Source organism: Sorangium sp. So ce185 (assembly GCF_051526825.1).
GTDB classification, from domain to species: domain Bacteria; phylum Myxococcota_A; class Polyangia; order Polyangiales; family Polyangiaceae; genus Sorangium; species Sorangium cellulosum_D.
In genome coordinates this window covers 4,305,521-4,330,913 of sequence record NZ_CP150316.1, presented here as the reverse complement: position 1 = coordinate 4,330,913, position 25,393 = coordinate 4,305,521, and the positions used below count along the sequence as shown (strand labels likewise).

Annotated in this window: 19 protein-coding genes; 9 read left to right on the top strand and 10 right to left on the bottom strand. The window is 71.1% G+C overall.

Annotated elements, in window-relative coordinates; translation table 11 throughout:
- Positions 1-24: 24 nt before the first annotated feature.
- The 3 genes from WMF26_RS16030 to WMF26_RS16020 all read right to left on the bottom strand — a co-directional run bounded on the left by WMF26_RS16030 (position 25) and on the right by WMF26_RS16020 (position 3,334).
- On the bottom strand, positions 25-1,137 hold the full coding sequence (locus tag WMF26_RS16030; protein WP_438001031.1) for a hypothetical protein: 1,113 nt from the start codon (positions 1,135-1,137) through the stop codon (positions 25-27).
- Positions 1,138-1,259: 122 nt separating this feature from the next.
- Entirely contained in the window at positions 1,260-1,814 is a 555-nt protein-coding gene (locus WMF26_RS16025; protein WP_438001030.1) for a hypothetical protein, read from the bottom strand.
- Between the two features lie 137 nt (positions 1,815-1,951).
- A complete protein-coding gene (locus WMF26_RS16020) occupies positions 1,952-3,334 on the bottom strand; it encodes an extracellular solute-binding protein (protein ID WP_438001029.1) in 1,383 nt (460 codons plus the stop codon).
- Positions 3,335-3,662: 328 nt separating this feature from the next.
- Between WMF26_RS16020 and WMF26_RS16015 the strand changes: the two genes are divergently transcribed.
- The 3 genes from WMF26_RS16015 (at position 3,663) to WMF26_RS16005 (ending at position 8,896) form a co-directional block, all read left to right on the top strand.
- Positions 3,663-5,444: a hypothetical protein gene (locus tag WMF26_RS16015; protein WP_438001028.1), complete on the top strand. Its 1,782-nt coding sequence runs from the start codon at positions 3,663-3,665 to the stop codon at positions 5,442-5,444.
- A gap of 480 nt (positions 5,445-5,924) precedes the next feature.
- The gene (locus WMF26_RS16010) at positions 5,925-7,610 is read left to right on the top strand and encodes a glycoside hydrolase family 43 protein (protein ID WP_438001027.1); all 1,686 of its coding nucleotides are present in this window, start codon (positions 5,925-5,927) and stop codon (positions 7,608-7,610) included.
- Between the two features lie 203 nt (positions 7,611-7,813).
- On the top strand, positions 7,814-8,896 hold the full coding sequence (locus WMF26_RS16005) for a hypothetical protein (RefSeq protein ID WP_438001026.1): 1,083 nt from the start codon (positions 7,814-7,816) through the stop codon (positions 8,894-8,896).
- 72 nt (positions 8,897-8,968) lie between these two features.
- Here WMF26_RS16005 and WMF26_RS16000 read toward each other — a convergent pair whose 3' ends face one another.
- Entirely contained in the window at positions 8,969-10,414 is a 1,446-nt protein-coding gene (locus WMF26_RS16000; protein WP_438001025.1) for a right-handed parallel beta-helix repeat-containing protein, read from the bottom strand.
- A gap of 470 nt (positions 10,415-10,884) precedes the next feature.
- Between WMF26_RS16000 and WMF26_RS15995 the strand changes: the two genes are divergently transcribed.
- Positions 10,885-12,057, top strand: a complete 1,173-nt coding sequence (locus WMF26_RS15995) for a hypothetical protein (RefSeq protein ID WP_438001024.1) — start codon at positions 10,885-10,887, stop codon at positions 12,055-12,057.
- Here the strand turns inward: WMF26_RS15995 and WMF26_RS15990 are convergent.
- Positions 12,054-12,632 carry a TetR/AcrR family transcriptional regulator gene (locus WMF26_RS15990; protein ID WP_438001023.1) on the bottom strand — a complete coding sequence of 193 codons (579 nt, stop codon included), beginning with the start codon at positions 12,630-12,632 and terminating at the stop codon, positions 12,054-12,056. The genes WMF26_RS15995 and WMF26_RS15990 overlap by 4 nt on opposite strands.
- Before the next feature lie 129 nt (positions 12,633-12,761).
- Between WMF26_RS15990 and WMF26_RS15985 the strand changes: the two genes are divergently transcribed.
- On the top strand, positions 12,762-13,784 hold the full coding sequence (locus WMF26_RS15985; RefSeq protein ID WP_438001022.1) for a hypothetical protein: 1,023 nt from the start codon (positions 12,762-12,764) through the stop codon (positions 13,782-13,784).
- 51 nt (positions 13,785-13,835) lie between these two features.
- Here the strand turns inward: WMF26_RS15985 and WMF26_RS15980 are convergent, their stop codons facing one another.
- On the bottom strand, positions 13,836-16,067 hold the full coding sequence (locus tag WMF26_RS15980; RefSeq protein ID WP_438002415.1) for an ATP-binding cassette domain-containing protein: 2,232 nt from the start codon (positions 16,065-16,067) through the stop codon (positions 13,836-13,838).
- A gap of 396 nt (positions 16,068-16,463) precedes the next feature.
- On the opposite strand from WMF26_RS15980, the gene WMF26_RS15975 reads away from it, so the two are divergent.
- The gene (locus WMF26_RS15975; RefSeq protein WP_438001021.1) at positions 16,464-17,528 is read left to right on the top strand and encodes a hypothetical protein; all 1,065 of its coding nucleotides are present in this window, start codon (positions 16,464-16,466) and stop codon (positions 17,526-17,528) included.
- Between the two features lie 115 nt (positions 17,529-17,643).
- Here the strand turns inward: WMF26_RS15975 and WMF26_RS15970 are convergent, their stop codons facing one another.
- Complete coding sequence (locus WMF26_RS15970) at positions 17,644-18,657, bottom strand: hypothetical protein (RefSeq protein WP_438001020.1); 1,014 nt, start codon at positions 18,655-18,657, stop codon at positions 17,644-17,646.
- Between the two features lie 113 nt (positions 18,658-18,770).
- Here WMF26_RS15970 and WMF26_RS15965 point away from each other — a divergent pair, with 113 nt between their 5' ends.
- Positions 18,771-19,400 (top strand): TetR/AcrR family transcriptional regulator, encoded by a 630-nt coding sequence (locus WMF26_RS15965; RefSeq protein ID WP_438002414.1) that lies wholly within the window; start codon positions 18,771-18,773, stop codon positions 19,398-19,400.
- A gap of 111 nt (positions 19,401-19,511) precedes the next feature.
- On the opposite strand, the gene WMF26_RS15960 is transcribed toward WMF26_RS15965, so the two are convergent.
- Entirely contained in the window at positions 19,512-20,459 is a 948-nt protein-coding gene (locus tag WMF26_RS15960; protein WP_438001019.1) for an AraC family transcriptional regulator, read from the bottom strand.
- A gap of 103 nt (positions 20,460-20,562) precedes the next feature.
- On the opposite strand from WMF26_RS15960, the gene WMF26_RS15955 reads away from it, so the two are divergent.
- Positions 20,563-21,489, top strand: coding sequence for an SDR family NAD(P)-dependent oxidoreductase (locus tag WMF26_RS15955; RefSeq protein ID WP_438001018.1), 927 nt, complete (start codon positions 20,563-20,565; stop codon positions 21,487-21,489).
- Here the strand turns inward: WMF26_RS15955 and WMF26_RS15950 are convergent.
- Complete coding sequence (locus WMF26_RS15950; protein ID WP_438001017.1) at positions 21,477-23,114, bottom strand: hypothetical protein; 1,638 nt, start codon at positions 23,112-23,114, stop codon at positions 21,477-21,479. The two genes, WMF26_RS15955 and WMF26_RS15950, sit on opposite strands and share 13 nt — an antisense overlap.
- A gap of 360 nt (positions 23,115-23,474) precedes the next feature.
- Between WMF26_RS15950 and WMF26_RS15945 the strand changes: the two genes are divergently transcribed.
- On the top strand, positions 23,475-24,791 hold the full coding sequence (locus tag WMF26_RS15945; protein ID WP_438001016.1) for an ATP-binding protein: 1,317 nt from the start codon (positions 23,475-23,477) through the stop codon (positions 24,789-24,791).
- Positions 24,792-24,838: 47 nt separating this feature from the next.
- Here WMF26_RS15945 and WMF26_RS15940 read toward each other — a convergent pair whose 3' ends face one another.
- Complete coding sequence (locus WMF26_RS15940; RefSeq protein ID WP_437946988.1) at positions 24,839-25,243, bottom strand: hypothetical protein; 405 nt, start codon at positions 25,241-25,243, stop codon at positions 24,839-24,841.
- Positions 25,244-25,393: the final 150 nt, after the last annotated feature.

Here is a 25,393-nt window from a genome sequence, read left to right as displayed (position 1 = left end):
GGCGTGAAGGGCCGCGCGGCCGCGCTACGCGGCCGCGCAGAGGGTTCCGACCTCCTCGAACTCTCGCACCATCCGGTCGAGCCCGCCCTCGTCGACCCTGAGGCCCAGGGCCGCCGCGGCGTGTCCGAGGAGCTTCCGCTCCCGCAGCGAAGCCACCTTGTCCACCGCCGCCGCGATCTCGAGCGCGCACAGCAGCGGGGCCCGCGCGCCCTCCGGCACGCCGCGGAGGCGCTCGATCCAGGCGATGTCGTCGGCGAGCCGCTCGTTCAGGCCAGCGCGCGCCGAGGCCGGCAGCTGCCGCAGCACGGCCGCGAGCAGCGCGGTCTCCTCCGGCTTGAGGCGGCCGTCGGCGGTGAAGATGAACCAGAGCCCGTCGAACAGCCGATCGAGGTGCGGGCGCAGCGCCTCGTCGCAGAGCGCCCCGTCGAGCGCGCGCCGGTAACGCAGGTATCGGCGCCCGGTGTCCCCGAGGCGCCGGGTCACGAACCAGCTCGCGATCGACGACGAGGCGACCGAGAGCACGGGCACCAGGTTGCGCGCCACGCTCTCGCCGGCGAGCCGCGCCGCGAGCTGCTTGGCCACGTCCGAGCCGCGCTCGCGCGCCGAGCGCACGAGCACGCCCGCGGGATCGTCCGTGTCCTGGGGGTGCTCCGCGACGCCGAACGTGAGGGCGAGCAGCGCCCACACGTCGGCCGGCTCGTCCGGATCGAACCGGAGCCCGAAGAGATCCGCGAGCTCGCAGAGCATCTGCACGTGCAGGAGCAGCCGGAGCACCGTCTCGCCGCCGAGCGCGAGCGCGGCGGCGGGGATCGCGACCAGCCCGCCGAGCCCGTTCGTCTCGGCCGTGGCGGCGGCGGCGCCGGTCGAGAGCGCCCCGGTCGCGCCGCCCGCGAGCGCCGAGCGGACGCAGGCGCGCCGGATGACCGCGCGCGCCTGCGTCCGCTCGGTCACGCCGGTCGACGCCGCGATGCTCGCGGGGCGAGGCCGCCGGTTGTAGCGGCGCACCGCGCGGGACAGGAGCTCCTCGAGCCATGCGTGGACCGAGCGCGCGCCCACGCCCGCTCCGCTCGTCGCCTCGGTCAGCGGGAGCGCCGCGGCCCCCGCTGCGTCACCAGGATGCGCAGCCTCGTCGCTCATGGTTCAGGGCGGTTCAAGATGCATTCCGCGCAGAGCGGCCGACGAGGCCGAGCGCGTCCCCAGCCTTGCCGAGATCGGCTATCGCCGGCGGCGTACGCGCCGCGCGGGCCCGATTGCCGAGATCACTCGTCCCAGTCGAGCTCGCACTCGGCGACCTCGGACGCGCACGCGCCCTCCACCTCGGCGGCCAACGAGGCGAGGCAGCCGTCGCACTCGGCGCTCCGCGCCGCGCCGGCGCCGCACCCGCCATAGCAGGGCGAGCCCTCCACCGTGCCGCATTCGGCGCACAGGCAGTCCATGAGCACCGCGTAGATCCCGGCCGACCACTCGCACATCTCCGCCGGATCCGCGGTGTCGTACGGGGGCGGCGAGCAGGTCGCGCACCCGGTGCTGCCGCCGCCTCCGCCCCAGCCGCCGACCTCGCCGCCCGCTCCGCTCCAGCCGCCGACCTCGCCGCCGGCCTCGCCTCCGGTCCCGTTCCCGCCCATGCTGCCGCCGGCCTCGCCGCCCGTCCCGCTGCCGCCCGCGCCGCCGCTCGCCCCGCCGCCTCCGCTCCCGCCCACCAGATGGTAGGCGTCGTCCAGCCCCGCCAGCGCGGTACACCCGACGGCCGCCGCAGCCGCCAGCCCCATCAGCGCCATCGCCAGGAATGCGTCCGCCCGCTTCGAGCCCGCCATGGCGACGGAGCATCATCCCCTGGCGCCCCCGGCGTCAAGTGACCGTACGGCTGGTGAAGCCGCCGCAGCGGCGTGCGCCGCCGGCTACCGCTGTGCGACTCCCTGGCGCGCCCGCCGACCGCGGAGGACGGCCGGGATCAGGGAGCGGACGTCAAGGTCGCGAGGAGGTGATCTCGCATCTCGCTCCTGACGTCGACGAGCCCGCCGTTCGGGAAGCTCATTCCTTCCTCCGTCAGCGCGTTGACGGCCTGGTAGAAGGGATCCGCGCTGATCGTGGGCGCCGAGTACGCATCGAACGTCCCTGCCATGAGGTAGCGTGGAACGCGGGTCTCCCGCGGCGCGTCCTCGCTCGCGAGGATCCACGCGAAGGTGCTGGCCGAGCTCATGTAGGCGACGAACGCGGCGGCAGCATCGGCGCAGGCGTCCGTGCACCGCGCGCTCACGACGAAGCTGTCGGTGAAGAGCAACGGGTGGTTGCCGTCCCCGAGGGGCGCCGAGGAGAGCTTGATCTCGGCCGGATCGCCGCCAGAAGGGAGGCTCTTCAAGATGGTGTGGAGCCGCTCGGAATAACCGAAGGTCGCGTCGACCTCCCCTGCCGCGAACCGCTGCGCCGGGAGATCGACGTTCTCTTCCCGATCGTAGGTGCCGTCGAGGCACGGATTGCTCCCCTCGCTCTCGCACGTCCTCGCGAAGGTGCCGAGCGCATCGAGGGTCGCCGCGTCGTACATCGTGGTGGAGATCGCCGATGCGACCCCCTCAGGCCCGTTCGTGTCCGCCCACGCGTCCAGGTACAGCGACGGTAGGTTCCAGCTTCCGAGCAAGTTGCCGGCCATGTCCGGCGCATCCGTCTGGAGGTCGACGAGCGCCGACGCCAGCTCGGCCGCAGTATCAGCGCTCTCCACGGACGGGTCCCTGGAGAAGGTGAAATGGCCACAGAGCCAGTGCGGGACGCCGTAGATCTCGCCGTCGTAGGTCGACGCCTCGACGCCCGCCGGGTGCCAGTCCGCGGGCGGAAGCTCCAACCAGGGACGGATGGCGCCCGTGTCCACGAGCTCGCCGAGCAGGATCATGTCCGTCTCGATGACGTCGACCGGACAGCCGGCGTCCTCCCCGGCGAGGCTCACGGCCAGCGCCGCGGGATCGTAGACATCCGCCGCGAAGCAGGGCGGATTCACCACGAGATCGATCCCGGCGTGCGCTTCCTCGAACTCGGCCTCGATGCGGAGCGCCATCGCCGCGAGCTTGTCTCCCGCCGCGTCGGGGATATAGGGGTACAGGGGAACCCGGAGCACGGTCTTCTCCCCGGCGCTGCCCCCCTGGCCGCCGCTCCCGCCCTCGCCCCCGCTCCCGCCCTGGCCCTCGCTCCCACCAGCGCCGGCCGACGATCCGTCATCCATGCCGCTCGAGCAGCCCAGCGTCGAGAGCAACGTCAGACCGACCATCCGGGCCAGGTTGCGCGCCATCGAGGCCGTTGGCCCCAACGACGGCGAGTTTCCGATCTTGGATTCCCTCGTTCCCATGGTGACACCTCGTCGCTCGCAGCTGGCCACGACTCCCCGGAAAAGTCGAGACATGGCGCGCTGCACGCGCTCGCGCCGCCGGCGCCGCCAGCCCCGGCGCGCTCGATCCGTCCCCCGGGGGCTCGCCGCCGGCGCGGCTCACCGCGGCGCCGGCGTCGAGCAGACTGCACAAGTGCCAGAGGAGCAGAAGTCGACGCATCGTTGCACGCTCCTGCTGCAAGGATATGCCATCTCCGGTCTCGGAGCTCGGGGCGAAATGCACTAGGGTCGATCGGCAGGTCGAGGTGCGGAAGGGCGCCGAGCTCCGGCGCCGGGTGGGAGCAGCGCGATGAACGAGATCGATTTTTACAAGCTTCCGCGTGCCATTCAGGACGGCGTCATCGAGGCGTTCCGCGGCCGGTTCGCGCCGGCGCCGATCGTCAGCCGGCTCGCGACTCGGCGCACCATCGTGGCTTGGCTCGCGGTCAGCGTCGCGGCGGGCCTCCTGCTGGCGGCGCTCTGCGCGGCCGGCTTCGGCGACGTCGACAGCCCCGTCGCGCTCCACCCGACGGCGGCGGCCGCCGCGTACGTGCTGCTCGCCGCGACCACCGCCGTCGGCGTGGTCCAGGCGCTCGCCTACAACGCCGAGCTCGTCTCGCTGCCGTTCGCGCCCGGCCTGTTCGTCTTCCCCGCGAACCTGATCGACGCGCGCGACCACAGGCTCCGGGTCTTCTCGCTCGCGGAGCTCTCGCGCGTCTCGGCGGGCCCTCGGGGCGCCGTGGTCCTCACGTTCGGCGGCACGCGGCACGCATTTCCCCTGGAGGACCCGTCGCGCTCGGACGACGTGATCCGGGAGATCGAAGCGGCGTGGAGCCGCATGAGAGCGAACCCCGACCCCGCGGAGCTGCGCCGGCTCGATCCATTCCAGCCGCCTGCCATCGAGAGCCCGTTCGCGTCGCCGATCCCGCTCTCGCGCGTGGTTCCGGGGTGGCAAAGCTATGCATGGCTCCTCGCGGCCGCGGTCGGCGTGGCCCTCGGCTTGGGGCTCTTCTTCCTCCGCAACCGGATGAGCGACGCGCGGATGTACGCCGCGGCGCGGGCGCGCGACGACGTGGCCGCGTACCAGCGCTACATCACGCGCGGCCGCGGCCACGGGGAGGTCGTCTCGCAGGTGCTGCTGCCGCGGGCCGAGCTGCGCCTCGCGGTGGCGAAAGGCTCGGTGGAGGCCATCGACGACTTCATCCGCGCCTACCCCAAGACGGGCATCCAGGCCGAGGTGGCCGCGGCCCGCCGCGCCGCGCTCGCCGCGGCGCTCGAGCGGGCGCGGGAGGTGGGCACGCTCGCGGCGCTGCTGGCGTTCGCGGAGCGCTACCCGAAGCACGGCCTGGACAAGGCGTTCAACGACGCCAGGCACGCGCTCTATGTGCGCGCGCTCGATCGGTACAAGCGCGAGATGCCCGAAGGGAGCGAGCAGAACGCGGATTTCGTGCGGCGGCTCCTCGCCTACGCGGAGCGCGTCGGGCCCAAGAGCACGCCGCAGGGCCTGCGCGGCCCGGCCGTCCAGGTCCGCTTCCGGCGGCTTCCATCGCAGGACCTCGAGCGCGCCGACGAGCTCGTGATGAAGAGCCCGATGTTCAGCGGCGTCACGTCCCTGCCGACGCGCTACGTGGATGCGACCCGCCTCGATCCCCAGGAGAAGCGGACCGCGACGGCGCTGGCGGAGGGGCTCGCGCGGGGCTTCGACCTCGAGCTCGTCACCTTCGAGCCGGGCCCGTCGTTCGAGGGCTCCGCCGAGGAGCAGCTCTCCGTGACCTCCCCCTCCCTCGTGGTGAGCTATCGCGTCGAGTCGTCCGGTATGGCCTATGGCAGCAAGAAGCCGCAGATCATCGTGATGGGGCTCAAGTTCCTCTTCAAAACGGAGTTCATCTTGCCCGGAGACGCGGAGCCGCTGCTCACGAGCCACAAGATCGCGCGGCAGATCCCTGCCGGGCTCATCCAACAGCAGGTGGGCTCCCCGCCCCGCGGGACCCTCGAGGCCATCGTCTACGAGGCGATGATGCGCGAAGCCTTCATCGACCTCGGGGAGCGCTACCTCTCCACGTGGTTCCGGAAGCGCGACGAGCCTCGGTGAGCGTGGACGAGCTCCTGTCGTCGCCAGGCGTGGTCGATCGGAATTGACACCGACAATGTGAGCGTTCACAATGGGCCCGAGTGGTACCCTTTTGCTGTAAACGTTCACGGATCGGATCCATAAAGGCAACGATTTCGAACACTTGCAAGGCCGAGCTCGCTTATGCTGCCCATGATCGATGGGCTCGTAAGTGCCCGAGATAGCTCAGGAGCGCGCTCCGACTCGTGAACGGCTATCGTTTGCTTAGCCTGGATCGGTCATGCGCACCGAGACCTTCGTCATCCGATCGATCTCGATCTCGGCCTCGGCACTGATTCCATTCGCCCGATCGTCTCGGACGCGATGCTGATGAGCTCTTGATGGGCCGGGCTGCCATCGCGGCGAAGCGCCCATCGAGCGGCGCCGGAGAGCCATCGCCTGAGCGTTCTACGACATCTGGCGTCACTTGACGATCCTTCAGGAGAGCAGCGAGGTCCAGGAATGGCCACGGTTACGACATCCCTCCAGCACAAGCACCTCATCGCGGCGTTGCTGCTTTGTAGCGCGACCGTGTTTCCGTCTGAATCCATGGCGGACAACCCCATCGTACAGACGATCTACACCGCGGATCCGGCCCCTCTGGTCCACGACGGGACTCTGTACCTCTATACCGGACATGACGAAGACAGCGCTTCGACGTTCTTCGGAATGAACGAATGGAGGGTGTATTCGTCCACGGATATGGTGAACTGGACGGATCGCGGTTCGCCGCTGAAATACAAGGATTTCAGCTGGTCGAAGGCAGACGCCTGGGCGGGCCAGGTCGCCCACAGGAACGGGAAGTTCTATTTCTACGTCCCTACGACCAGCCGGACGCACAACAGGATGGTCATCGGCGTCGCCGTGTCGGACAGCCCTGTCGGCCCGTTCGAAGACGCCCTGGGGAAGCCGCTGATCAACGCCAATTGCGGCGACATCGATCCGACGGTGTTCATCGACGACGACGGCCAGGCCTATCTCTACTGGGGAAATCCCAACCTGTGCTACGTGAAGTTGAACGAGGACATGATCTCCTATCAGGGAGAGGTCGTCCGCGTGCCCATGACGGCGGAGAGCTTCGGAGAGCGCACCGGGAGCGCCGAACGACCGACCCTGTACGAGGAAGGTCCGTGGCTCTACAAGCGCAATGGAATGTACTACCTGGCGTATCCGGCGGGCGGCATCCCCGAGTACATCGCCTACTCCACGAGCAGCAGCCCCACCGGCCCGTGGACGTACCGGGGGGTCATCATGCCCACGGAAGGCGACAGCTTCACCAATCATCCGGCCATCATCGACTTCAAGGACAACTCGTACTTCTTCTACCACAACGGCGCTTTGCCGGGCGGAGGAGGGTATCACCGTTCGGTGGCCGTCGAGCGATTCACGTACAACGAGGATGGTACCATCCCGACGATCACGATGACCGAGGCGGGACCGCCTGGCGTCGACACCCTCAATCCGTACGTCATGACGGAGGCTGAGACCATCGCCTGGGAATCCGGCGTCGAGACCGAGGCATGCAGCGAGGGCGGGATGAACGTCACCTCGATTGACGACGGGGACTACATCAAGGTGAAGGACGTCGATTTCGGTGCCGGCGCGGGATCGTTCGACGCAAGGGTCGCCTCGGCGACCAGCGGCGGCAGCATCGAGCTGCGCCTCGACAGCCCGACCGGCACGCTGGTGGGGACCTGTGTGGTTGAGGGTACCGGCGGCGCCCAGACCTGGGTTACCAAGTCGTGTCCGGTCGACGGTGCGAAAGGGATACACGATTTGTATCTGAAGTTCACCGGTGGGAACGGTCCCCTGTTCAATTTCAACTGGTGGAAATTCGCTACGCTCGACGCCACGGATCCGACAGGCGGCGGGGGCGGTCCGGACACGGGTGAAGGGGGAGCGACGGGCAGCGGCGGCTCGGGTGAGGGTGGGAGCGTCAGCAGCGCGGCGACGACCGGCAGCGGCACGGGCGGCGCTGGCGCCGCCCCGCCAGACAGCGCCGGCGAGGACGAGGGCGGGTGTGGGTGCCGGGTCAAGACGGGGCCCATCTCCCCGGCGAGCGTGCTCGCCGCCCTGACCGCGTTGGGCGCGATCGTCGCGCGGCGTCGTGCGCGAAAAGCGGGGCGGAGCGGGGCCGTCGCGAACTGACGGAGCCGGTGCCGGGAGCGATGATCCAGCGGGCGCGCTCCCGGTGAACGTAGAGAGTGCCCGGGTCCGGCGCGGCTGGCTTTCAGAGAGCTGGGACAGAGGGGAGCAGGCACGGCGAACGCCGGCCCGAACCGCGCGCCATCCCGTGGGACAACAGAATAGAGCGTAGAGAGGATGCTATGAGATCAGTTTTTGCTCTGGCAATGTGCGGCTTGCTGGCTGGCTCGTTCGTCACGACGGGTTGCGGCGGTGACGACGACGGGACCGGTGGAGGCACCACGACGAGCAGCTCGAGCAGCTCGTCGACGAGCGGTACCGGGAGCGCGGGCGGCGACGGCGGCGCGGGCGGCGACGGCGGCGACGGCGCGGGCGGCGACGGCGGCGCGGGCGGCAACGGCGGCACGGGCGGCGCGGGCGGCGACGGCGGCACGGGCGGCGCGGGCGGCGACGGCGGCACGGGCGGCGACGGTGGCGCGGGCGGCGCTGAAGAAGCGGACATCGGTCCCGGTCCGGACGAGCGCTGCTCGGGCTGCGCCCGGCTGGCCGTGCCGCTCACCGAGGCCGACACAGGGACGCTGTTCCAGTTCGACTTGCCGGATCTGATCGACCTGACCGGCGCCACCGTCACGTTCCGCGTGAAGACGTACGCCGGCACCGGCGGTGGCGTGCAGACGTTCGTACAGAATGGAGGTGCACAGGCCTGGATAGGCCTCCCCTGGGCCTGGACGGACCTCAGCAGCCTGCAGGAGTGGACAGAGCTCACCATCGACGTCGATGCCGCCGCCGCTGCGGATGAGACCATGACGTTCGACAAGACCCAGGTGAGGCGCATCGGCCTGAGGGTCGACGCAGGTATCTCGGGGCCCTGGGCCAACCCGAGCGTGGTCTATGTCGACTTCATCAGGATCACGAGGCCCGGCGGCACGGGCGGCGACGGCGGCGCAGGCGGCGACGGCGGCACAGGCGGCGACGGCGGCGCAGGCGGCGACGGCGGCGCAGGCGGTACGAGCGGCACAGGCGGCGCAGGCGGCGCAGGCGGCGACGGCGGCGCAGGCGGCGACGGCGGCGCAAACGGCGACGGCGGCGCAGGCGGCGACGGCGGCGCAGGCGGCGACGGCGGCGCAGGCGGCACGAGCGGCACAGGCGGCGACGGCGGCGCCGGTGGCGCCAGCGGCGAGGTGGTTCACGTGCTCGGTCCGTTCGAGTTCACGAGCGATCTGCAGGGGTTCGCGATCGGTGACTACAGGATGGTGCCAGGCTCGCGCCTGGATCTCCTGGACGAGTGAACCTGGCTGCCCGCGGCGCTCGCGCGCCGCATCCTCGATCCCCTCAACCCCCGGCGCCGTCGGGCTCCCGCCTCATCGCTCGTCGGCGCCGATGTCGATGCGCGCCCCGCGCGTCCGCGCCTCGCCGTCGATGTCGGACGCTCCGCCCTGCGCGCCCGGATCGACGCCCGCGTCGACGGCCGGCGAGCCGCTCGTCAGATGGAGGTCCGACGGCGGCCCGGCCAGGAGCGGGTCGACGAACCGCGCGCGCGCGTCGTTGAAGGCGCCGGCCGAGGTCTTGCTCGCGCCGAAGAAGATGTTGTTGTCGACGCGCACGTTCCTGTTGTTGCGGCCGCTGCTCACGTAGGCGTTCCTCGCCTTGGCGTAGAGGATGTTGTTCTGGATGAGCACGCCGTCCGAGTTGTTCTGGAGGATGATCTCGCCGCCAGTCGCCTGATATAGCGTGTTGTTGAGCACCGAGATGTTCGCCGCGCTGCCCACGCTCGTGGAGTAGCCGCCGACCATGATGTTGCCCTGGTAGCTCCGCGACACGAAGTTGTTCCGCACGGTGATGTTGCTCGTGGTCCTGCCCCGGTGCTCGCTGGCGACCTCGATCCCGATGTCGCTGTTATCGACCTTGTTCCGCTCGATGACGATGTCCCTGCCGCCGTCGACGTAGATGCCGTCGGCGGACCGCTCGCCGTCGTAGGCGGGGTTCTGGGCCGAGGTGATGTTGTAGACGACGTTGTCCACGCACACGCCGTTCCTCGCCTGATCCGAGCCCGAGGGGCCGACGCCCTCGAAGCCGATGAAGTCGATGCCGATGTTGTCGTTGTCGTGGACCTCGTTGCGCGAGACCACGAAGTTCGTGACGTTGCCGTTGAGGACCAGCGACTCGCTCGAGCCGAGCTTGCAATCCCGGATCTCGTTGCCGTCGATGAGGATGTCCGTCATCGGCGTCGCGGACGTGCCATAGACGGCGATGCCGTGGGCGTCCTCGGAGCTCTCGATGTGGTGCACGACGTTGTCGCGGATCTCGAGGAAGCTCGAGCTCCCGCTCGCGCTGATGCCGATCGGCGTGTCGGCGCCCTTGAAGTTCTGCACCGTCATGCCGGCGACCCGGATGTAGCTCTTGCTGGCGATCTCGATCCCGGCGCCGTCCCTGCCTGTCCCGTCGAGGATCGCGCCTGTCTCGCCCTGCAGGGTGATGCAGCCGGCGGCGGCCGTGCCGCCCCTCCCGAAGGAGACGTTCTCCCTGTAGGTGCCCGCCTTGACGAGCACGGTGTCGCCCGCGGCCGCCGCGTCGAGGCCAGCCTGGATCGTACGATGATCGCCGCCCGAGGGAGCGACGGTGATGATCTTGCCGCTCGAGCGATCCCCGCACGGCCCGGCCGCCGCGGCGAGCCCGGCCTGAAGCGCGTCTGCGCCGGCGTCGTCGGGGCCGGACGGCGCTGCGCACGCGGGAGACAGCCCGACGGCGAGCAGCAGGATGCCGGACGGAGCGAGGCGGTGCGCCGCGTGCGGCGCGCGGATTCTCATCGATCGATTCATGAGCCTTTGTCCTCGAAGTGTTGCCTGTCACGTTGGAGTCGCGACCCTGGCGCGTGCGCCGGGCGCTTCGACGCGGGGACATTGCAAGCGGGCGGCCATACCGCCCGCCGCGGGAGGACGCCGGGGAGAAGGCCGCAAAGGCCCTTCGTCGCCTCGGGCCAATCACGAGATCTTGCGCAAGGATCGTACAGCTGCGCAGCGCACGGACAGCCGCTCGCCGGCGAGGCGGCGAGGCGGCGAGGCGGCGAGGCGAGAAGGTATCCAGTCCTGCCGAACAGTGCGCGGCCCCCGGGCTCCTCCGGCGGAGCGCTCGCGCGCCTGCTGCGCGTACCCGCTCGCTGCGCAGCGCCGCTTCACGCGGGCGCGGCGCGCGCTGGTGCGACCGGGGGGCTCGCTTCGCACTGGCTTCCTCCGCTAGCATCGGCGGCGCGCTGCACGGGTATGCGCAGGAGGTTTTCTTGATCAAGGCGACGAAGCACAAGCCTCTCGCAACGACCATCACCGGCTCTCTGCCGCGGCCGTCCTGGTATGTCTCCGGCCTCGCGGGCCGCAGGTTCTCGACGGCCATGGCCGATCTCGTGTTCAGGGAGCAGTACACCGACACGCTCGCCGTCCACATCACCGACCAGGTCAGGGCCGGCCTCGACATCCTGACCGACGGCGACGCCCGCTTCGACATGGATGTCGGGGGCCGCTCCTGGTTCGGCTATCTGGCCGAGCGCATGGAGGGCATGGCCGATCCCGGCCTCCGGCCCCAGCCATGGACGTCGCCGAGGGAGCGGGAAGCGGGCGATATCCTCCACGAGGTGATGGAGGCCCGCCTCCCCTTCTTCGTGCGCGGCCCCGTCGGCCGCGGAGGGCTGGAGTACGCGCGCGTCTGGAAGGCGGCGCAGCGCATGACGAGCAGGCCCATGAAGCTCGGCAGCTGCTGCGGCCAGCTCCTCGAGGCCGTCCTCCTCAACCAGCATTACGCGAGCCGCCGCGAGCTCCTCTTCGCCATCGCCGACAGCCTCAATCAGGAGCTGCACGAGGTCGCCGACGCGGGGTGCCCCGTCATCCAGCTCGAGGAGCCGATGCTCCATTACGTCGCCGGCCAGGACAAGGGGGCGGAGCTGACCGCGGCGCTCTACGTCGACGCCTTCAACCGCGAGGTCGCGGGGCTGCGCGACAAGACCGAGGTCTGGGTGCACACCTGCTGGGGCAACCCGGCGGCGCAGCGGGTGGAGGTCGCGACGAGCGGCTACGAGGGCGCGCTCGGGCTGCTCGACCGGCTCGACGTCGACGTCATCACGTTCGAGGCCGCGAGCGACGGCGGCGCGGCGCTCCCGGCGATCGGCGAGGCCATCGGCAAGGACAAGAAGGTCTGCATCGGCGTCGTGCACCACCGCAGCCTGGAGGTGGAGACCCCCGAGCAGGTCGCGGCGCTCGTCCGCAAGGCGCTCCGGTTCATCGAGCCGGAGCGGCTGATCCTCAGCAGCGATTGCGGCTTCGGCCGACAGGGCATGAGCCGGATGCACGCGTTTCACAAGATGGTGTCGCTGGTGCGCGGCGCGAACATCGTCCGCCGCGAGCTCGGCCTCGAGCCGGCGCCGTGCCTCGCGGCGGAGCAGCGCTATTCGATGCTCGTTTAGCGCGCCGAGGTCGGTCCCCGGGCGCCTCGGCCGCGGATCAGCGGGAGATAGACCTCGTCGACGATCTCGACGAGCACGCTGTCGGGCACGCTCGGCGCGCCCCGGGTGATGAACTCGTTGCGCAGGAGGACGACGGCCGCCGTCGCGACCCGGGGGTGCAGCGCCTCGGGCGGCGCCTCGCCGCGCGCGACCGCGCGGCCGAGGACGCTCAGCCACAGCGCGCTGCCGCCGTCGTTCGACGCCTCCTGGAGCTCCCTCAGCAGCTCGGGCTCGCCGCCGACCCCTGCCAGCAGGCCGCGGAGCACATCGCCGAGCGGCGACGACCAGTGCCGGTTCGCCCCCCGCAGCAGCTCGAGCGCGTCGGCGCGCAGCGAGCCGGTGTCCGGCAGCGCCGCGCTGTCGGCCGCGAGCTGCCGGTACGCGGCCACGGCGAGCGCGGCCCGGCTCGGCCACCGGCGGTAGATCGCGTTCTTGTTCGTCCCCGCGCGCCTCGCGACCCCATCCATGGTCAGCCCCGGGAAGCCGACCTCGGCGAGCTCCTCGGCCGCGGCGCGCAGGATCGCCAGCTCAAGCACCGCTCCACGCCGTCGTTCCGCCGCCACGCCGTCACCCGCTCTCGGACATGTAATTCAAATTACGTTGCGCGCACGCCGGGACGATTTAAGGTACGATCAGTACCTTAACCGGCGTGAGGGCCATCGATCATGCGAGCCTACGGCATTTGCTACGACACCGGCTTTCTCAACAAGGGCAACAGCACCCACGAGCCGTTCGACCCGGACCGCGTGCGGCGGGACATGCAGGTCATCCGCGGCGACCTGCATTGCACCGCGGTCCGCATCACCGGCGGCGATCTGGGCCGGCTGAAGATCGCCGCCACCCACGCCGCCGCGGCGGGCCTGGAGACGTGGATCTGCCCGTTCACCACCGATCTGACCGGCGACGAGCTGCTCGCGTTGCTCGCCGAATGCGCCGAGCACGGGGAGCGGCTCCGCCGCGCGGGGGCCGAGGTGGTGATCGTCACCGGCTCGGAGCTCAGCCTGATGAACGAGGGCTTCGTGCCCGGCGAGACGTTCCTCGACCGGAGCAAGGTGTTCACCGGGCGGGGGCCGGAGCTCCGCGAGCTGCTCGCCGCGATCCCGGCGCGGTTGAACGCGCTCCTCGCCCGGGCCGTCGCGGTGGTCCGCGCGCGGTTCGGCGGCAAGGTCACCTACGCTTCGCTCTCGTTCGAGGGCGTCGACTGGACGCCGTTCGACATCGTCAGCACCGACGCCGCGTACCGGTACGCGCAGATCGCCGACCGCTTCCCCGAGCTCATCCGCGCCTTCGTCGCCCAGGGCAAGGCGCTGGGCAAGCCGGTCGCGATCACCGAGTTCGGCTGCGCGACCTACGCGGGCGCGGCCGACGCCGGCCCGCGCGGCAGCGATATCATCGTGTGGGACGAGGCGACCGCGACGCCGCTCGGGCTGAACGGCGCGTACGCGCGCGACGAGGCCGAGCAAGCCAGTTACCTGCGCGAGGTGCTCGAGGTCCTCGACGCGGAGGGCGTCGACGCCGCGTTCGTGCACGCCTTCGCCGGATACATCCTGCCGCACGACCCGGGCGAGCCGCGCAAGGACCTCGACCTGGCCAGCACCGGCATCGTGAAGGTCCTCAAGGACGGCACCTGGGCGCCCAAGGAGGCGTTCTCGATGCTCGCCGGTACCTACGGCCGGCGGAGCCAGTAGCTCCACCCGCCGGGAGTCCGGACAGGGATGTGGAGGGACGGCCCGCCGCGCTCAGATGAACTTCGCCGTGATGCTCCGCTCGCAGCCCTTCAATTCGTAGGGCGGCCCCGCGAACAGCACCTCGCCGCCGGCGCTGCCGCCCTCCGGGCCGAGGTCGATGATCCAGTCGGCCTGCCGGATCACGTCGAGGTGATGCTCGATCAGGACCACCGTGTTCCTGGCGTCCACCAGCCGGTCGATGATGCCCATGAGCAGGCCGATGTCGGAGAGGTGCAGCCCGGTGGTGGGCTCGTCCATCACGTAGACGCTGCCCTGCTTGTGGATCTCGGTGGCGAGCTTCAACCGCTGCCCCTCCCCGCCCGACATCGTGCTGAGCGGCTGGCCCAGCTTCAGGTACCCGAGCCCCACGTCGTTCATGGCCTGCACAACGGCCCGGATCTTCTTCTCGCCGAAGAACGCCAGCGCCTCTTCCACGGTCATGTTCAGCACGTCGCTGATCGTCTTGCCGCGCAGGCGGTACGCGAGCACCTCGGCCTTGAACCGCTTGCCCTCGCAGATCTCGCAGGTGGAGACGATGCCCTCCATGAACGCCAGATCGGTGTAGACCACGCCCAGACCGTTGCAGTTGGGACAGCTGCCCTCCGAGTTGAAGCTGAAGAGCGAGGCGCTGACCTTGTTGGCCTTGGCGAACGCCTGCCGGATGTCGTCCATGATGCCGGTATACGTGCACGGCGCCGAGCGGCTGTTGGCCGTCACCCGGGACTGGTCGATCACGATCGCCTCCGGGTGCTGCTCCAGGAAGACATCGTTGATGAGCGTGCTCTTCCCGGAGCCGGCGACCCCCGTCACGACCGTCAGCACGCCCGTGGGGATGCCCACCGTGACGTTCTTCAGGTTGTGCAACGCGGCGTTCTTGATGAGCATCTGCCCGGTGGGCTGCCGGACCTTCCGCTTGATCGGGAGGTGCTGCTTCAGGGACCTTCCGGTCAACGTGTCGGCGTCCTTGAGGGCCTCATAGCTCCCCTGGAAGACCACCTGACCGCCGTGCACCCCCGCCTTCGGGCCCATGTCCACCACATGATCCGCGATCGCCACCACGTCCGGATCGTGCTCGACGACGAGCACGGTATTGCCCTTGTCGCGCAGCTTCTGGAGCAGCCGGTTCAGCCGGGCGACGTCGCGCGCGTGCAGCCCCACGCTGGGCTCGTCGAGGATGTACAGCATCTCGGTCAGGCTGTTTCCGAGGTGCCGGATCATCTTCACGCGCTGCGACTCGCCGCCGGACAGGGTGGCGGTCTCCCGGCCGAGGCTCAGGTAGCCGAGGCCGATGTCCACGAGGTGCTGCAGGCGCTCGATGAGCCGCGCGGCCAGCCGCACGGCGACCGGATCGGTGAGGCCTTGCAGGAACTCGATCAGCTCCGTCGCCTCCAGATCGGAGGCCTCGGCGATGTTCAGGCCGTGGATTCTGCAATTCAGGGCCGCCTGGTTGAGCCTCGCCCCGCGGCACGCCGGGCACGTCTGCGAGGTGGTGAACTGCTCGAAGACCGCCCGGTTGCGGTCGGACATCGCCGCGGCGTCCTTCTTGAGGTACATGCGGGTGAAGCGCTCGACGAGGCCCTCGTACTTCGAGCCGAACTCGCCGAACGAGACCTTCACGTCAGCGCCGTACAGGAGCGCGCGGAGCTCCTCCTCCGAGTAGTCCTTGATGGGCTTGTCGCTGTCGAAGAGCCCGGAGAGCGGGTACATCTTCCACATCCATTTGCCGACCTTGAAGTCCGGATGGAGGATGGCCCCGCCGTTCAGTGACTTGCTGCGGTCGAGGAACCTGTCCAGATCGAGCTGGACGGTCTTGCCGATACCCTCGCACTCCGGGCACATCCCCTGCGGGTTGTTGAACGAGAAGCCGAAGGCCGGCCCCGCGGCCGGCTGCCCGACCCGCGAGAAGAGCAGCCGCAGCAGCGCGGCGATGTCGGTGTACGTGCCGGCCGTCGAGCGCGAGCCGCCGCCGACGCGCTTCTGATCGATGATGATCGGCGCGTTCAGGTGCTCGATGCGATCGACGTCGGGCTGGCCGTAGTGCGGCAAAAAGCCTTGCACGAAGGCGGTGAAGGTCTCGTTGAGCTGGCGCTGCGCCTCGGCGGCGATGGTGTCGAAGACCAGGGAGGACTTCCCGGAGCCGGATACGCCGGTGAACACCGTGATCTTCTGCTTGGGGATGTCCAGCGAGACGTCCCTGAGGTTGTTCTCACGCGCGCCGCGCACCTGGATGAACTGGCGATCCATCACGATTGCCTCCTTCTCCGAGCCCGAAACGCCCGACCGCCGCAGTCTCCCCGAAGGCCACGATCAGAAACCGACGCGGCTCTCCACCTCGCGGATCCGAGACGATCGATCGTCGAACATGTCCGCGTGGGCCCCCCCAGGCGGCATCGCGCGCGCCGGACGCAGTCCACGCCTCGAGGTCGGCCGGCTCCTCTAGCGCGAGGGATCAGGAAAGGCAAGACGAATCGGAAATGTCAAGGGCCTGAAGCGCGAGCCGATCGGCGTGGCCGACCTTGCCGGCGGTGGGCCTGAGCCGTCTGAGCCGCCTGAGCCGCGACCAGGCATCGAGCGTTCTCGCGTCGCCGTCGCCGGCGCTTGCTGGGGTGGGGCCGGCAGGGTAAGGATTCGGCGGAAAGCATGGGAATCGCGCCCACATGCTGCGGCGATCGACCGGCGCGCGGTCGGGACTCCCTCTTTCTGCTCGTCGCATTCCTCCTCCACGCGGGAGGCGTCGTGGCCGCGGTTGCGCTCGCGCCGCGGGTCGTCGACGAGCCCGCCGACGCGGGCGCGGAGGTCGAGCCGCTCGTCCTGCTGGATCTCGACGTGTCGACTGACGAGCCCAGGGCGCCGGACGACCCGCCGATGGAACCGCCGCGGGGCCTCTCCCGGACGAGCAGCGCCGACCCCGGCTCCGCGCGCGCCGCATCGAGAGGGCGGGCGCCGGCGCCGCCCGAGGCGCCTTCCGCGCAGGCGCCGAGCTCCGGACCGGAGACCCACGAGGCGGCGCCCCCGGACGAATACGGCGCGCCTCCCCCCGCCGCGGCCCCGCCCGGCCTCGATGGATCGCCGGTCTGGGCCTTGCCGGGTGTCTTGCCGGCGGCGCCTCCGGCCGGCTCTCCCGCTCCCACGCGCCCCGTCCCGCCGCGCTCCGCGAAGAACGACGCCGAGGAGGGCGGGAGAGGCCCCATGCTGGTGTTTCCCGCGGCGGGCACGCTCGCCTCGGCCGTCGCGGACGAGGTGTCCTCGTCCCCGGCACCGGAGGTCTCCGAGAGCTCGTTCGAGCTCACCCTGAACGCGAAAGGCCAGCTGATCTCGGCGCGCTTCCTCCGGGCGAACGCGGGGAGCGGCGACGACTGGCGGCGCATCGCCCAGGCCGTGCTGAGGCGCTTTTCCGGGCGCGCGCTGCCGATGAACGGCGATTTCGCGGCCGGCAGCAGGGTCATCGTCCACGTGAACAGCCGGGTCGTCGTGCCCGACGGGACCGGGCACGGGATACCGATGCCGATGGCGAAGCACGACGGCGGCAAGCCGATCATCCGCGAAGACTCGCTGGATGATCGCTTCCGCTCGCCTCACCTCGCGCCTGCGCCTGACGAGAAGAGATTCGTGCTCTCGTTTCTCACCGATCTCGCGAACCTCGGCGCGCAGCGCCGGAGGGTCGTCAGCACGCGGGTCGAGGCCGTGCCCGTCGCGCTGCCATGACGCGCTGGATCGCGGTCCGATCGCCGCGCCACGCCGGATCCCGCCCCGCGGACGCCGGGGCCCCGTCCCGCCGGCGCGCGTCCGGCGGCCCGGCGCTCAGGCCAGCGCGCGGCGCTCAGGCCAGCGTGCGGCGGATGCGCGCGCCGAGCTCCTCGAGCCGCGCGATGGCGCTCGCCGGGTCGAGCACGCTCTCCGGGTTGTAGAGGCCCGGGCCGACCGGCGGGCCGCCCGCGAGCCCGAGCAGGCGCTCCGTCGCGATCGCGGCGCCGTACGCGCTGAGGCGAGAGAGGTTGTCCGTGTCGATGATGTCGTAACGCAGCCGCGCCCCCGACCCGTCGCGGCGCCGCCCCGACACCTCGACGATGAGCTCCGTCCGGGGGCCCGCGCCGCCGGCCGCCCTGTCGCGCGCGGCCACGTCGGTCCGGATCGATCGCGCGTCGGTCGCCGCCGCGAGGCTGACCACGTCGGACAGCGGCAAGGCCTGGCCGACGTGCGCCGCGCCCTCGGCGTCCACGACGCGCCTGGTGGCCGCCTCCCCGCGCAGCCAGGTCCATTTCCCGTCATCGAGGACGAGCGCGGCCTCCCCGACCTGCCGGAGCCGCTCGAAATCGGCGCTCGACGCGGGGCCGCCGTGATCGTCCGGGCCGACCACGGCCGCGATCGCGATCGCGTCGACGCTCCGAAGCTCCTGGGCGAGGTGCAGCGCCGCCAGCGTCGCCGTGCCGCCGAGGGTGTGGCCCAGCATGAGGATGGGAGCGCGCGTCGGACGCGCCACGTAATGGGCGACCAGGGGGCCGATCTCCGAGACGAAGTCCGAGAAGGCGATATAGGGCACGCCGTCCGCCTGCGCGCGCTTCAGCGCGTTCGACGACTCGTCCTTGACCAGCGTGACGATGGCGCTGAACGACGCGCCCGGCTCGAGGCCGAGGTCGCTCCTCTGGACGTCGACCGTCACCGCCGCCGTCGGGCCGCCGACCTCCGCGGCGACCGCCGCCGCCTTGCGCCCGTCGCGCCCGCCGATCGCGATCCGGAGATCCGGATGCAGGCGCCGGAGCGCCCTCGCCGCGCGCGCGCCGACGTGACCCGAGCCGCCGATCAAGAGAACTGGAGACATCGTACGTGTGCTCATGGGAATGGACTCCTCCCGCCGGGTCGCGCGAGCGGCCGGGCGTGCTCGAAGCAACCTACCATCAGTAAGTTACCTTTGGTAATATGAACCTACCCGTGGTAGTGTCAAGGCGCATGGCGAAGACGAACGCAGCGCGGACCCCGACCCGGCCGAGGGGCGAGGCCCCCGGCAAGCGCCTGCCGAAGGCGGAGCGCCGCGAGCAGCTGCTCGAGACGGCCGAGCAGATCGCGCGCGAGGAGGGCACCGAGGCGCTGACGCTCGGCCACCTCGCCGAGCGCGCCGGCGTCAGCAAGCCGATCGCGTACGAGCACTTCGAGACGCGGTCCGGGCTCCTCATCGCGCTCGCGCGGCAGATCGACGATCGCCAGGTCGCGGCGCTGCTCGAGGCGCTGACGCGGACGCAAAAGCGCCTGGAGGACGTCGCGCGCGTCGTCAGCGCCGCGTACATGCACTGCTGCGCGACGGTCGGGCCCCAGTGGTTCGCGATCCTCGCGGCGCTGAAGGGCGACGAGCAGATGGACGCCGTGGAGCGGGAGCTGCTCGACAGGTACGTGACGATCTACCGGGACGCGCTCGCGCCGTGCGTCCAGCTCTCGAAGCGCGAGCTGCACCTCCGCTGCGTGGCGATCATCGGCGCCGCCGAGGCGCTCGCGGCCGAGATGTTCCGCGGCCGCGCCGACGAGGCCGCCGCCGCGAAGGCGCTCGAGTCGCTGATCGTGCGCTGGCTCTCGAAGGGCGGCTGAGCGGCGCCATCCGCGGTGGCCGCGAGGCGGCGGGCCCCCGCCGCCGGGCGCCGCGGGCGAGCCGCTGCGGGCGGCGACCGTCCGAGAGCGCGCCTCGGCTGCGCGCGCTCGTCATCCGGCCGGGCGGCGGCGGTACGCGCCGGGCGGGACGCCAGCCCAGCCCTTGAAAGCCCGGTTGAACGCCTCGTCGGACCCGTAACCCACCTTCGCCGCGATGTCCTCGAGGCTCAGGCGTCCATCCTCGAGCAGCCGCGCGGCGTGGCGCATCCGCCACGCGCTCACGTAGGCGAGCGGCGGCTCGCCGACGAGCCGGCGGAACTCGGCGGCGAACGCCGAGCGCGACATCCCCGCGCGCCCGGCGAGCGCGGCGACCGTCCACGGGGCGCCGGGCTCCGCGTGGATCGCGGCGAGCGCGCGCGCGATCGACGGCTGCCCGAGCCCCTTCAGCCACCCGACCTCGGCCGCGCCCCGCGCGATCGAGGCGCGCAGCGCGTGGATGAAGACGAGCTCGGCGAGCCGCGTGAGCGCGGCGTCCGAGCCGGGCTGCGGCGCGGCGACCTCGCTCGCCAGCGCGCCGAGGACGCCGCCGAGGCCGGGGCCCGCGGCCTCGGCGGGGAGGTGCAGGAGGCCGGACAGCGCCGACCCCAGGAGGGCGCGGCCGGCCTCGTCGAGCGCGAGCGCCCCGCAGACCAGCGTCGTGCGCGGCCCGGGGCCGCCCCACCGGAGCGGGCCGCGGCGCGGGCCGGCCGCGCGACGGAGCTCCTCGAACGCGACCGCGGCGCTGCTCGGGCTGTCCCGCAGGGCGTGCGCGCGCCCCGCCGCCACGAGGACCACATCGCCGCTCGAGAGCGCGATCTCGTCCCGCGGCGCGTCGATCATCGCGAGGTGCGCCGCGCCCCGGACGACCACGTAGCAGACGAGCTCCGGGAGGCCGGGCGTCTTCACGCCCCACGGAGCCCCGAGCTCGCCGGCGCCGAAGACGCTGCCGCGGAGGCGGACCGCCTCCAGGACGCCGCTCAGCGGGTCGACGGCGCGCTCTGTGGACGATTCATCAACCATTTCCGATTCATTATCACTGAACGTCCACAGTCGCCATGGTACGGGTCAACGCGTGTCGTGAGGAGACACCCGTCCTCGAGGCGTCGAGGAGAGGAGAAGAGCGATGAGAGAGCGGAGCGTGAAGGGCGCGAGCTTCGTGTTCGTGGGCGGATCGGGCGGTATCGGGCTCGCCGCGGCCAAGGCGATCGCGAGCCGCGGCGCCTCCGTGGTCCTCGTGGGGCGCGACAGCGCGCGGGGCGAGGAGGCCGCGCGCGCCGTCCGGGAGGCGGGCGCGCGGGAGGTAGCCTGGGTCTCGGCCGACGTGTCCTCGGTCGCGGGCGTGGCGAAAGCGGTCGAGGAGATCAGGGCCTCTCGCCGGGCGATCCACGGGCTCGTGCACAGCGCGATGACCGTCAGCTTCCGGCGAGCCACCACGGCGGACGGCTTCGAGCTCGCGTTCGGCCTCCAGTACCTCGCCCGGTACGCGCTGAACCGCGCGCTCGTCGGGGAGCTCGCGGCCTCGGGCGACGGGCGGATCGTACACATCGGCGGCAAGGCGCCCCCGGGCCTCGTGCCCGATTTCGAGGATCTGCAGTTCGAGCGGAGGCGGTGGTCGCTGCTCCCGGCGCTCATGTCGTCTCAGGTGCTGGGATATCTCCACGTGCAAGAGGCGGCGAAGCGCTGGCAGGGGCTCCCGGTGACGGCGAGCATCGCCTGTGTCGGGATGACCAAGACCGAGAGCACGATGAGGGGCCCCTTTTGGGTGCGGGCGCTTTACGGCCTCGCCGGGGCGCGGCCGGAGCGGTCCGCGGAGAACGTCGTCCGGCTGCTCACCGCGGCCGACGCGACTCCCGCGCGCGGCGCGGTCCTCTTCGATCCGAAGCGCTATTCCCCCACCCCGCTCTCGTACGACCCCGCGCTGGCGCGGCGCGCGTGGGAGCTCTCGGAGCGGCTCGTCCGGGAGCGGGGGCTCGCGCTCGGTCCGGGCCGGCAGGGGGGCGCGGCGCAAGAGGCCGATTCGCCGGCCGGGCCGATCGCTCAGAACCGATAAAGGACGTTGGCCTTGTCGCCGGACACGTAGATCGCGCCCGACGGGCCCACGGCGACGCTGCTCATCCCGAAGGTCGGCGGCGTCCCGGTGATCGCCGGGAGCCCCACCTCGAGGTGCTTCGCCAGAACCGTGATCTCTCCGGTCGACGGGTCGATGCGCAGGAGCTTTCGCCTCCCGCTCTCCACGACGAGCAGGGTGCCGTCCAGATCCACCGCCATCCCCTCGGGCTGCCACAGGCCGGCGGCCACCTCGAGCGGCGGAGAGAGCGTCGCGCCGCCGGACACCAGCTGGAGGACCTCGCCCGTGGCCCAGTCGGCGGCCCAGAGGTCGCCGCCGTCGACGGCGAGGCCCGAGGGCACGGACATCGGCGCGAGGGTCACGCGCCCGCCGCCGGTCTCGCGGACGACGCGCCCCGCGCCCTGCCCCGCGCCGAGCTCGGCCACCACGAGATCGCCCTGGAAACGGACCGCGTTGAGCGGCGTGGCGAAGTCGCTGTAAGTCTCGAGCACCGAGCCCGTCGCGGTGTCGTAGATCTGAACCACGCTGGAGAACCACGAGCTGAGGATCAGCTCCGGGCCGTCCGCCGACACCGTGACGGGCCCGTGCAGCTCGGAGAAGCCCAGGAACGGCCGCTCCACGCCGAGCGGCTCGCCCGTGTCGCCATCGAACGACCGGAGCGCGGCCATATCGCCGACATAGACCGTCTCGGCCCCTCCCTCGCTCAGCACGGCCACGCCGCCGGGCAGGATGAGGCCACCCGGGAGCAGCGAGCGCACCCCGCCGTCCGGCTCGATCCGGACGACGAAGCCGTCGGTGGCGCTCGAGACATAGAGCTTGTTCTGCGCGTCGATGGCGAGGTTGTCGAGGCCGGGCGGGAGCACCGCGAGGACCTCCGTGTCGCCGGTCGCGACGTCGATCCGCACCACCTCGCCGTTCTGATCGACCGCGTGGAGCCGGCCGAGCCCGTCGAACTTGACCGCCGCGGGGATGAAGAAGCCGTCGGCGACCGTCCGGATATCGCACTCCGCCTCCGGGTCGACCGCGCCGGTGCAGGAGTCCACATCGATGCTGACCACCCTGCCCTGCGTCCAGATCGGCCCGTACAGCCTGCCGTCGGGGCCCCAGTCCATGCCGTTCAGGAAGCCGAGGTTGCCCGCGATGAAGCGCGGCGGCGCCGACAGATCGGGATCGAGCTCGTAGAGGCCGTCGCCGAGGAAGTCGAGGGCCACGAAGAGCCGCCCCGTATCGGAGAAGGTGATGGGGTTGACCCCGAGCGCGACGTTCTGCGCGGTGATGTCCCCCGACGGCGAGCGCCGCACGACGTTCCCGGTGAGGAGCGACGTCCAGTAGAGCGAGCCATCCGGGCCGAACGCGAGGTCGTCCGGGCCCTCGACGCCGTCCGACCCGTCGAGCCGGTCCACGACGCTCCCGCTCTTGCGGTTCACGACGGCGATCTCGTCGCCGAGCAGGCTCGCGACGTACAGCCGGCCATCCGGCCCCACGTTCATCCCGTTGGCGCCGTGGAGCCGCGCCCCCTCGACGAGGACCGACGGCTTCGCGTGCGCCGGCGGCGAGACCCCAAGAGCGATCGACCCAGCAAGCACGAATGCAAAGGACCTAGGCATAGTTCTCCTTTCACCGTCGCGCGTGGACCCGAGACCCCAGGATCAAGTCATCGAGCGCGGAACCAGCGTGACGGAGCGAACACCCGGTGAACTGTCGAATCAAGCAGATCGCTTCACATGATAGCACGGCGATTGAGGAATATCCATGGATGCATGGGCCCGCTCCGCTGTCGTTACGCGTTGCGCATGTTCGGCGCGTTCGGCGCGTTCGGCGCGTTCGGCGCGTTCGGCGCGTTCGGCGCGTCCGGCGCGGGCGAGCAGAGCGGCGTCGGCCGAGGTGCATGAGCTCGCAGGCCGCGCCGCGCGCGGCGCCGGGGTCCGCCTTGTCGGGCGGGGGACCAGGCGTTAGAGCATGCCGCGATGAACCCCAAGGGGCCGGGAGATCCAGCCCGCTCGAACGGTCACGATCCGACCGTCCGGGAGAGTCACGGCGCGGAGCGCCTGCTCTGCGCCGTGGGGGAGCTGTGGCGCGCGCCCGATCTCCCGACCCTCCTGAACGTCGCGGCCCGCGCCGCCCGGGAGCTCACCGGCGCCGACGGCGCGTCGTTCGTCCTCCGCGACGGTGAGCTTTGCCACTATGCCAGCGAAGACGCGATCTCCGAGCTCTGGCAGGGCAGGCGATTCCCGATGTCGAGCTGCGTCAGCGGGTGGGTGATGCTGAATCGGAGGCCGGCGATCGTCGACGATATCGCGCTCGATCCCCGGATCCCCCTCGGCGTCTACAGGCCGACGTTCGTGCGGAGCATGGCGATGGTGCCGATCCACGCGCGCGCTCCCCTCGGGGCGATCGGGTGCTACTGGGGCTCGACGCGCGTGGCCACGGCGCACGAGGTGACGCTGCTCCAGGCGCTCGCCGACGGCGCCGCGCTGGCGATGGACAACATCGCCCTCCGCGAGCGCATGGAGAAGGCCGAGGCGCGGATCGACGAGCTCGACGCGCTGGCCCGCGATCTCGCGGAGCGGCACGAGGCGCTCGCGGAGAGCCAGCGGCAGGGAGACGCGCTGAACGAGCTCCTCGCGCACGACCTCAGGAGCCCCGCCGCCGGCATCCTGCTGACCGCCAGGGCTCGGCTGCGGGATCCGGCGCTGGAGGAGCGGGAACGGCGCCGATGGAGCCGGGTGCTCTGCTCGGCCGAGCTCATCCAACGCACGGCGATGAACCTGCTCGACACCTCGAGCCGGCAGCTGGGGGCGCTCGTACCTCGGCTGGATGAGCTCGACCTCACGGCGTTGCTGGAGGAGGTGGCCGAGATCCTCGAGCCGTTCGCGGCCTCCCGCGACCAGCGCATCGCGCTCCGCCCCGGCGCGCCGCGCTGCTGCCGCGCCCGGGGCGACGCGGATCTCCTGCGCCGGGTGCTGCAGAACCTGCTCGACAACGCCCTCCGCCACACGCCCGCGCGCGGCGCCGTGCACGTCGCGGCGCGGCCGGTCGACGCGCGCTGGGTGGAGGTGCTCGTGTGCGACGAGGGCCCCGGCATCCCTGCCCACCTGCGCGACCACATCTTCGACAGGTACGTCCGGCTCGACGATCCGAACGTCGCGGCGCGCTCCGGCCGCGGGCTGGGACTGACGTTCTGCAAGCTGGCCGTCGAGGCGCACGGCGGCACGATCGAGGCGCGGGACAACGGCGATGGGCGCCCGGGGAGCTGCTTCTGCGTCCGGCTCCCGGCGTGCTGATGCGCGCCGGCAAGAGCGGCATGTACTGGAGATGGGTGAAAACCGCTCTAGGAGGACTGGTCGATTTCGCGCAGCGTCTCGCGGAGGGCCTGGGCCTCCGCACCCTCGAGGATCACGGACGCCGACAGGGGCGTGGGCACGTGCTCGCGAAACTCCACGGGCTGGAAGGCGGCGAGGGCACCGGACGCGGTGTAGGCGAGATCCAGGCGCACGGCGGAGGTGTCCGGGTCGCCCTCCGCGTCGAGGGCGAAGGGGAGCTTCGCGATGGCGGCGAAGTCCCGCCTCGCCAGGGCGGCGGTGAGGGCCTCGACTGGGCAGGTGAAATAGCGGAAGCCCTCCTCCACCTTCTCACGCGTAGGGAGGTAGACGAGCTCGCTCAGAATCAGCCATTTACGACGGGTGGTGAAGCGAGGGTCGGCGCGCAGGGAGTCCGACAGATCTTTGATCTCCATGAGTCCGTTCATACCGCAAGCGGGCCCAGCAATCGTCATTTTTCCAGGAGAGATGCGGATCGAGTAGGGTTTTCTATGTCAACCAGCGCGCGCAGGGTGGCAATAGGGTGAATAGGGTGAATGGTGCGACCGGTGATGCCGCGAGCCCTT

Excerpts from the sequence above, each read along its gene's own strand:
- WMF26_RS16030 (WP_438001031.1), bottom strand. The coding sequence starts at position 1,137 with ATGAGCGACGAGGCTGCGCATCCTGGTGACGCAGCGGGGGCCGCGGCG.
- WMF26_RS16025 (WP_438001030.1), bottom strand. The coding sequence starts at position 1,814 with ATGGCGGGCTCGAAGCGGGCGGACGCATTCCTGGCGATGGCGCTGATG.
- WMF26_RS16020 (WP_438001029.1), bottom strand. The coding sequence starts at position 3,334 with ATGGGAACGAGGGAATCCAAGATCGGAAACTCGCCGTCGTTGGGGCCA.
- WMF26_RS16015 (WP_438001028.1), top strand. The coding sequence starts at position 3,663 with ATGAACGAGATCGATTTTTACAAGCTTCCGCGTGCCATTCAGGACGGC.
- WMF26_RS16010 (WP_438001027.1), top strand. The coding sequence starts at position 5,925 with ATGGCCACGGTTACGACATCCCTCCAGCACAAGCACCTCATCGCGGCG.
- WMF26_RS16005 (WP_438001026.1), top strand. The coding sequence starts at position 7,814 with ATGTGCGGCTTGCTGGCTGGCTCGTTCGTCACGACGGGTTGCGGCGGT.
- WMF26_RS16000 (WP_438001025.1), bottom strand. The coding sequence starts at position 10,414 with ATGAGAATCCGCGCGCCGCACGCGGCGCACCGCCTCGCTCCGTCCGGC.
- WMF26_RS15985 (WP_438001022.1), top strand. The coding sequence starts at position 12,762 with ATGCGAGCCTACGGCATTTGCTACGACACCGGCTTTCTCAACAAGGGC.
- WMF26_RS15980 (WP_438002415.1), bottom strand. The coding sequence starts at position 16,067 with ATGGATCGCCAGTTCATCCAGGTGCGCGGCGCGCGTGAGAACAACCTC.
- WMF26_RS15975 (WP_438001021.1), top strand. The coding sequence starts at position 16,464 with ATGGGAATCGCGCCCACATGCTGCGGCGATCGACCGGCGCGCGGTCGG.
- WMF26_RS15970 (WP_438001020.1), bottom strand. The coding sequence starts at position 18,657 with ATGAGCACACGTACGATGTCTCCAGTTCTCTTGATCGGCGGCTCGGGT.
- WMF26_RS15965 (WP_438002414.1), top strand. The coding sequence starts at position 18,771 with ATGGCGAAGACGAACGCAGCGCGGACCCCGACCCGGCCGAGGGGCGAG.
- WMF26_RS15960 (WP_438001019.1), bottom strand. The coding sequence starts at position 20,459 with ATGGTTGATGAATCGTCCACAGAGCGCGCCGTCGACCCGCTGAGCGGC.
- WMF26_RS15955 (WP_438001018.1), top strand. The coding sequence starts at position 20,563 with ATGAGAGAGCGGAGCGTGAAGGGCGCGAGCTTCGTGTTCGTGGGCGGA.
- WMF26_RS15950 (WP_438001017.1), bottom strand. The coding sequence starts at position 23,114 with ATGCCTAGGTCCTTTGCATTCGTGCTTGCTGGGTCGATCGCTCTTGGG.
- WMF26_RS15945 (WP_438001016.1), top strand. The coding sequence starts at position 23,475 with ATGAACCCCAAGGGGCCGGGAGATCCAGCCCGCTCGAACGGTCACGAT.
- WMF26_RS15940 (WP_437946988.1), bottom strand. The coding sequence starts at position 25,243 with ATGGAGATCAAAGATCTGTCGGACTCCCTGCGCGCCGACCCTCGCTTC.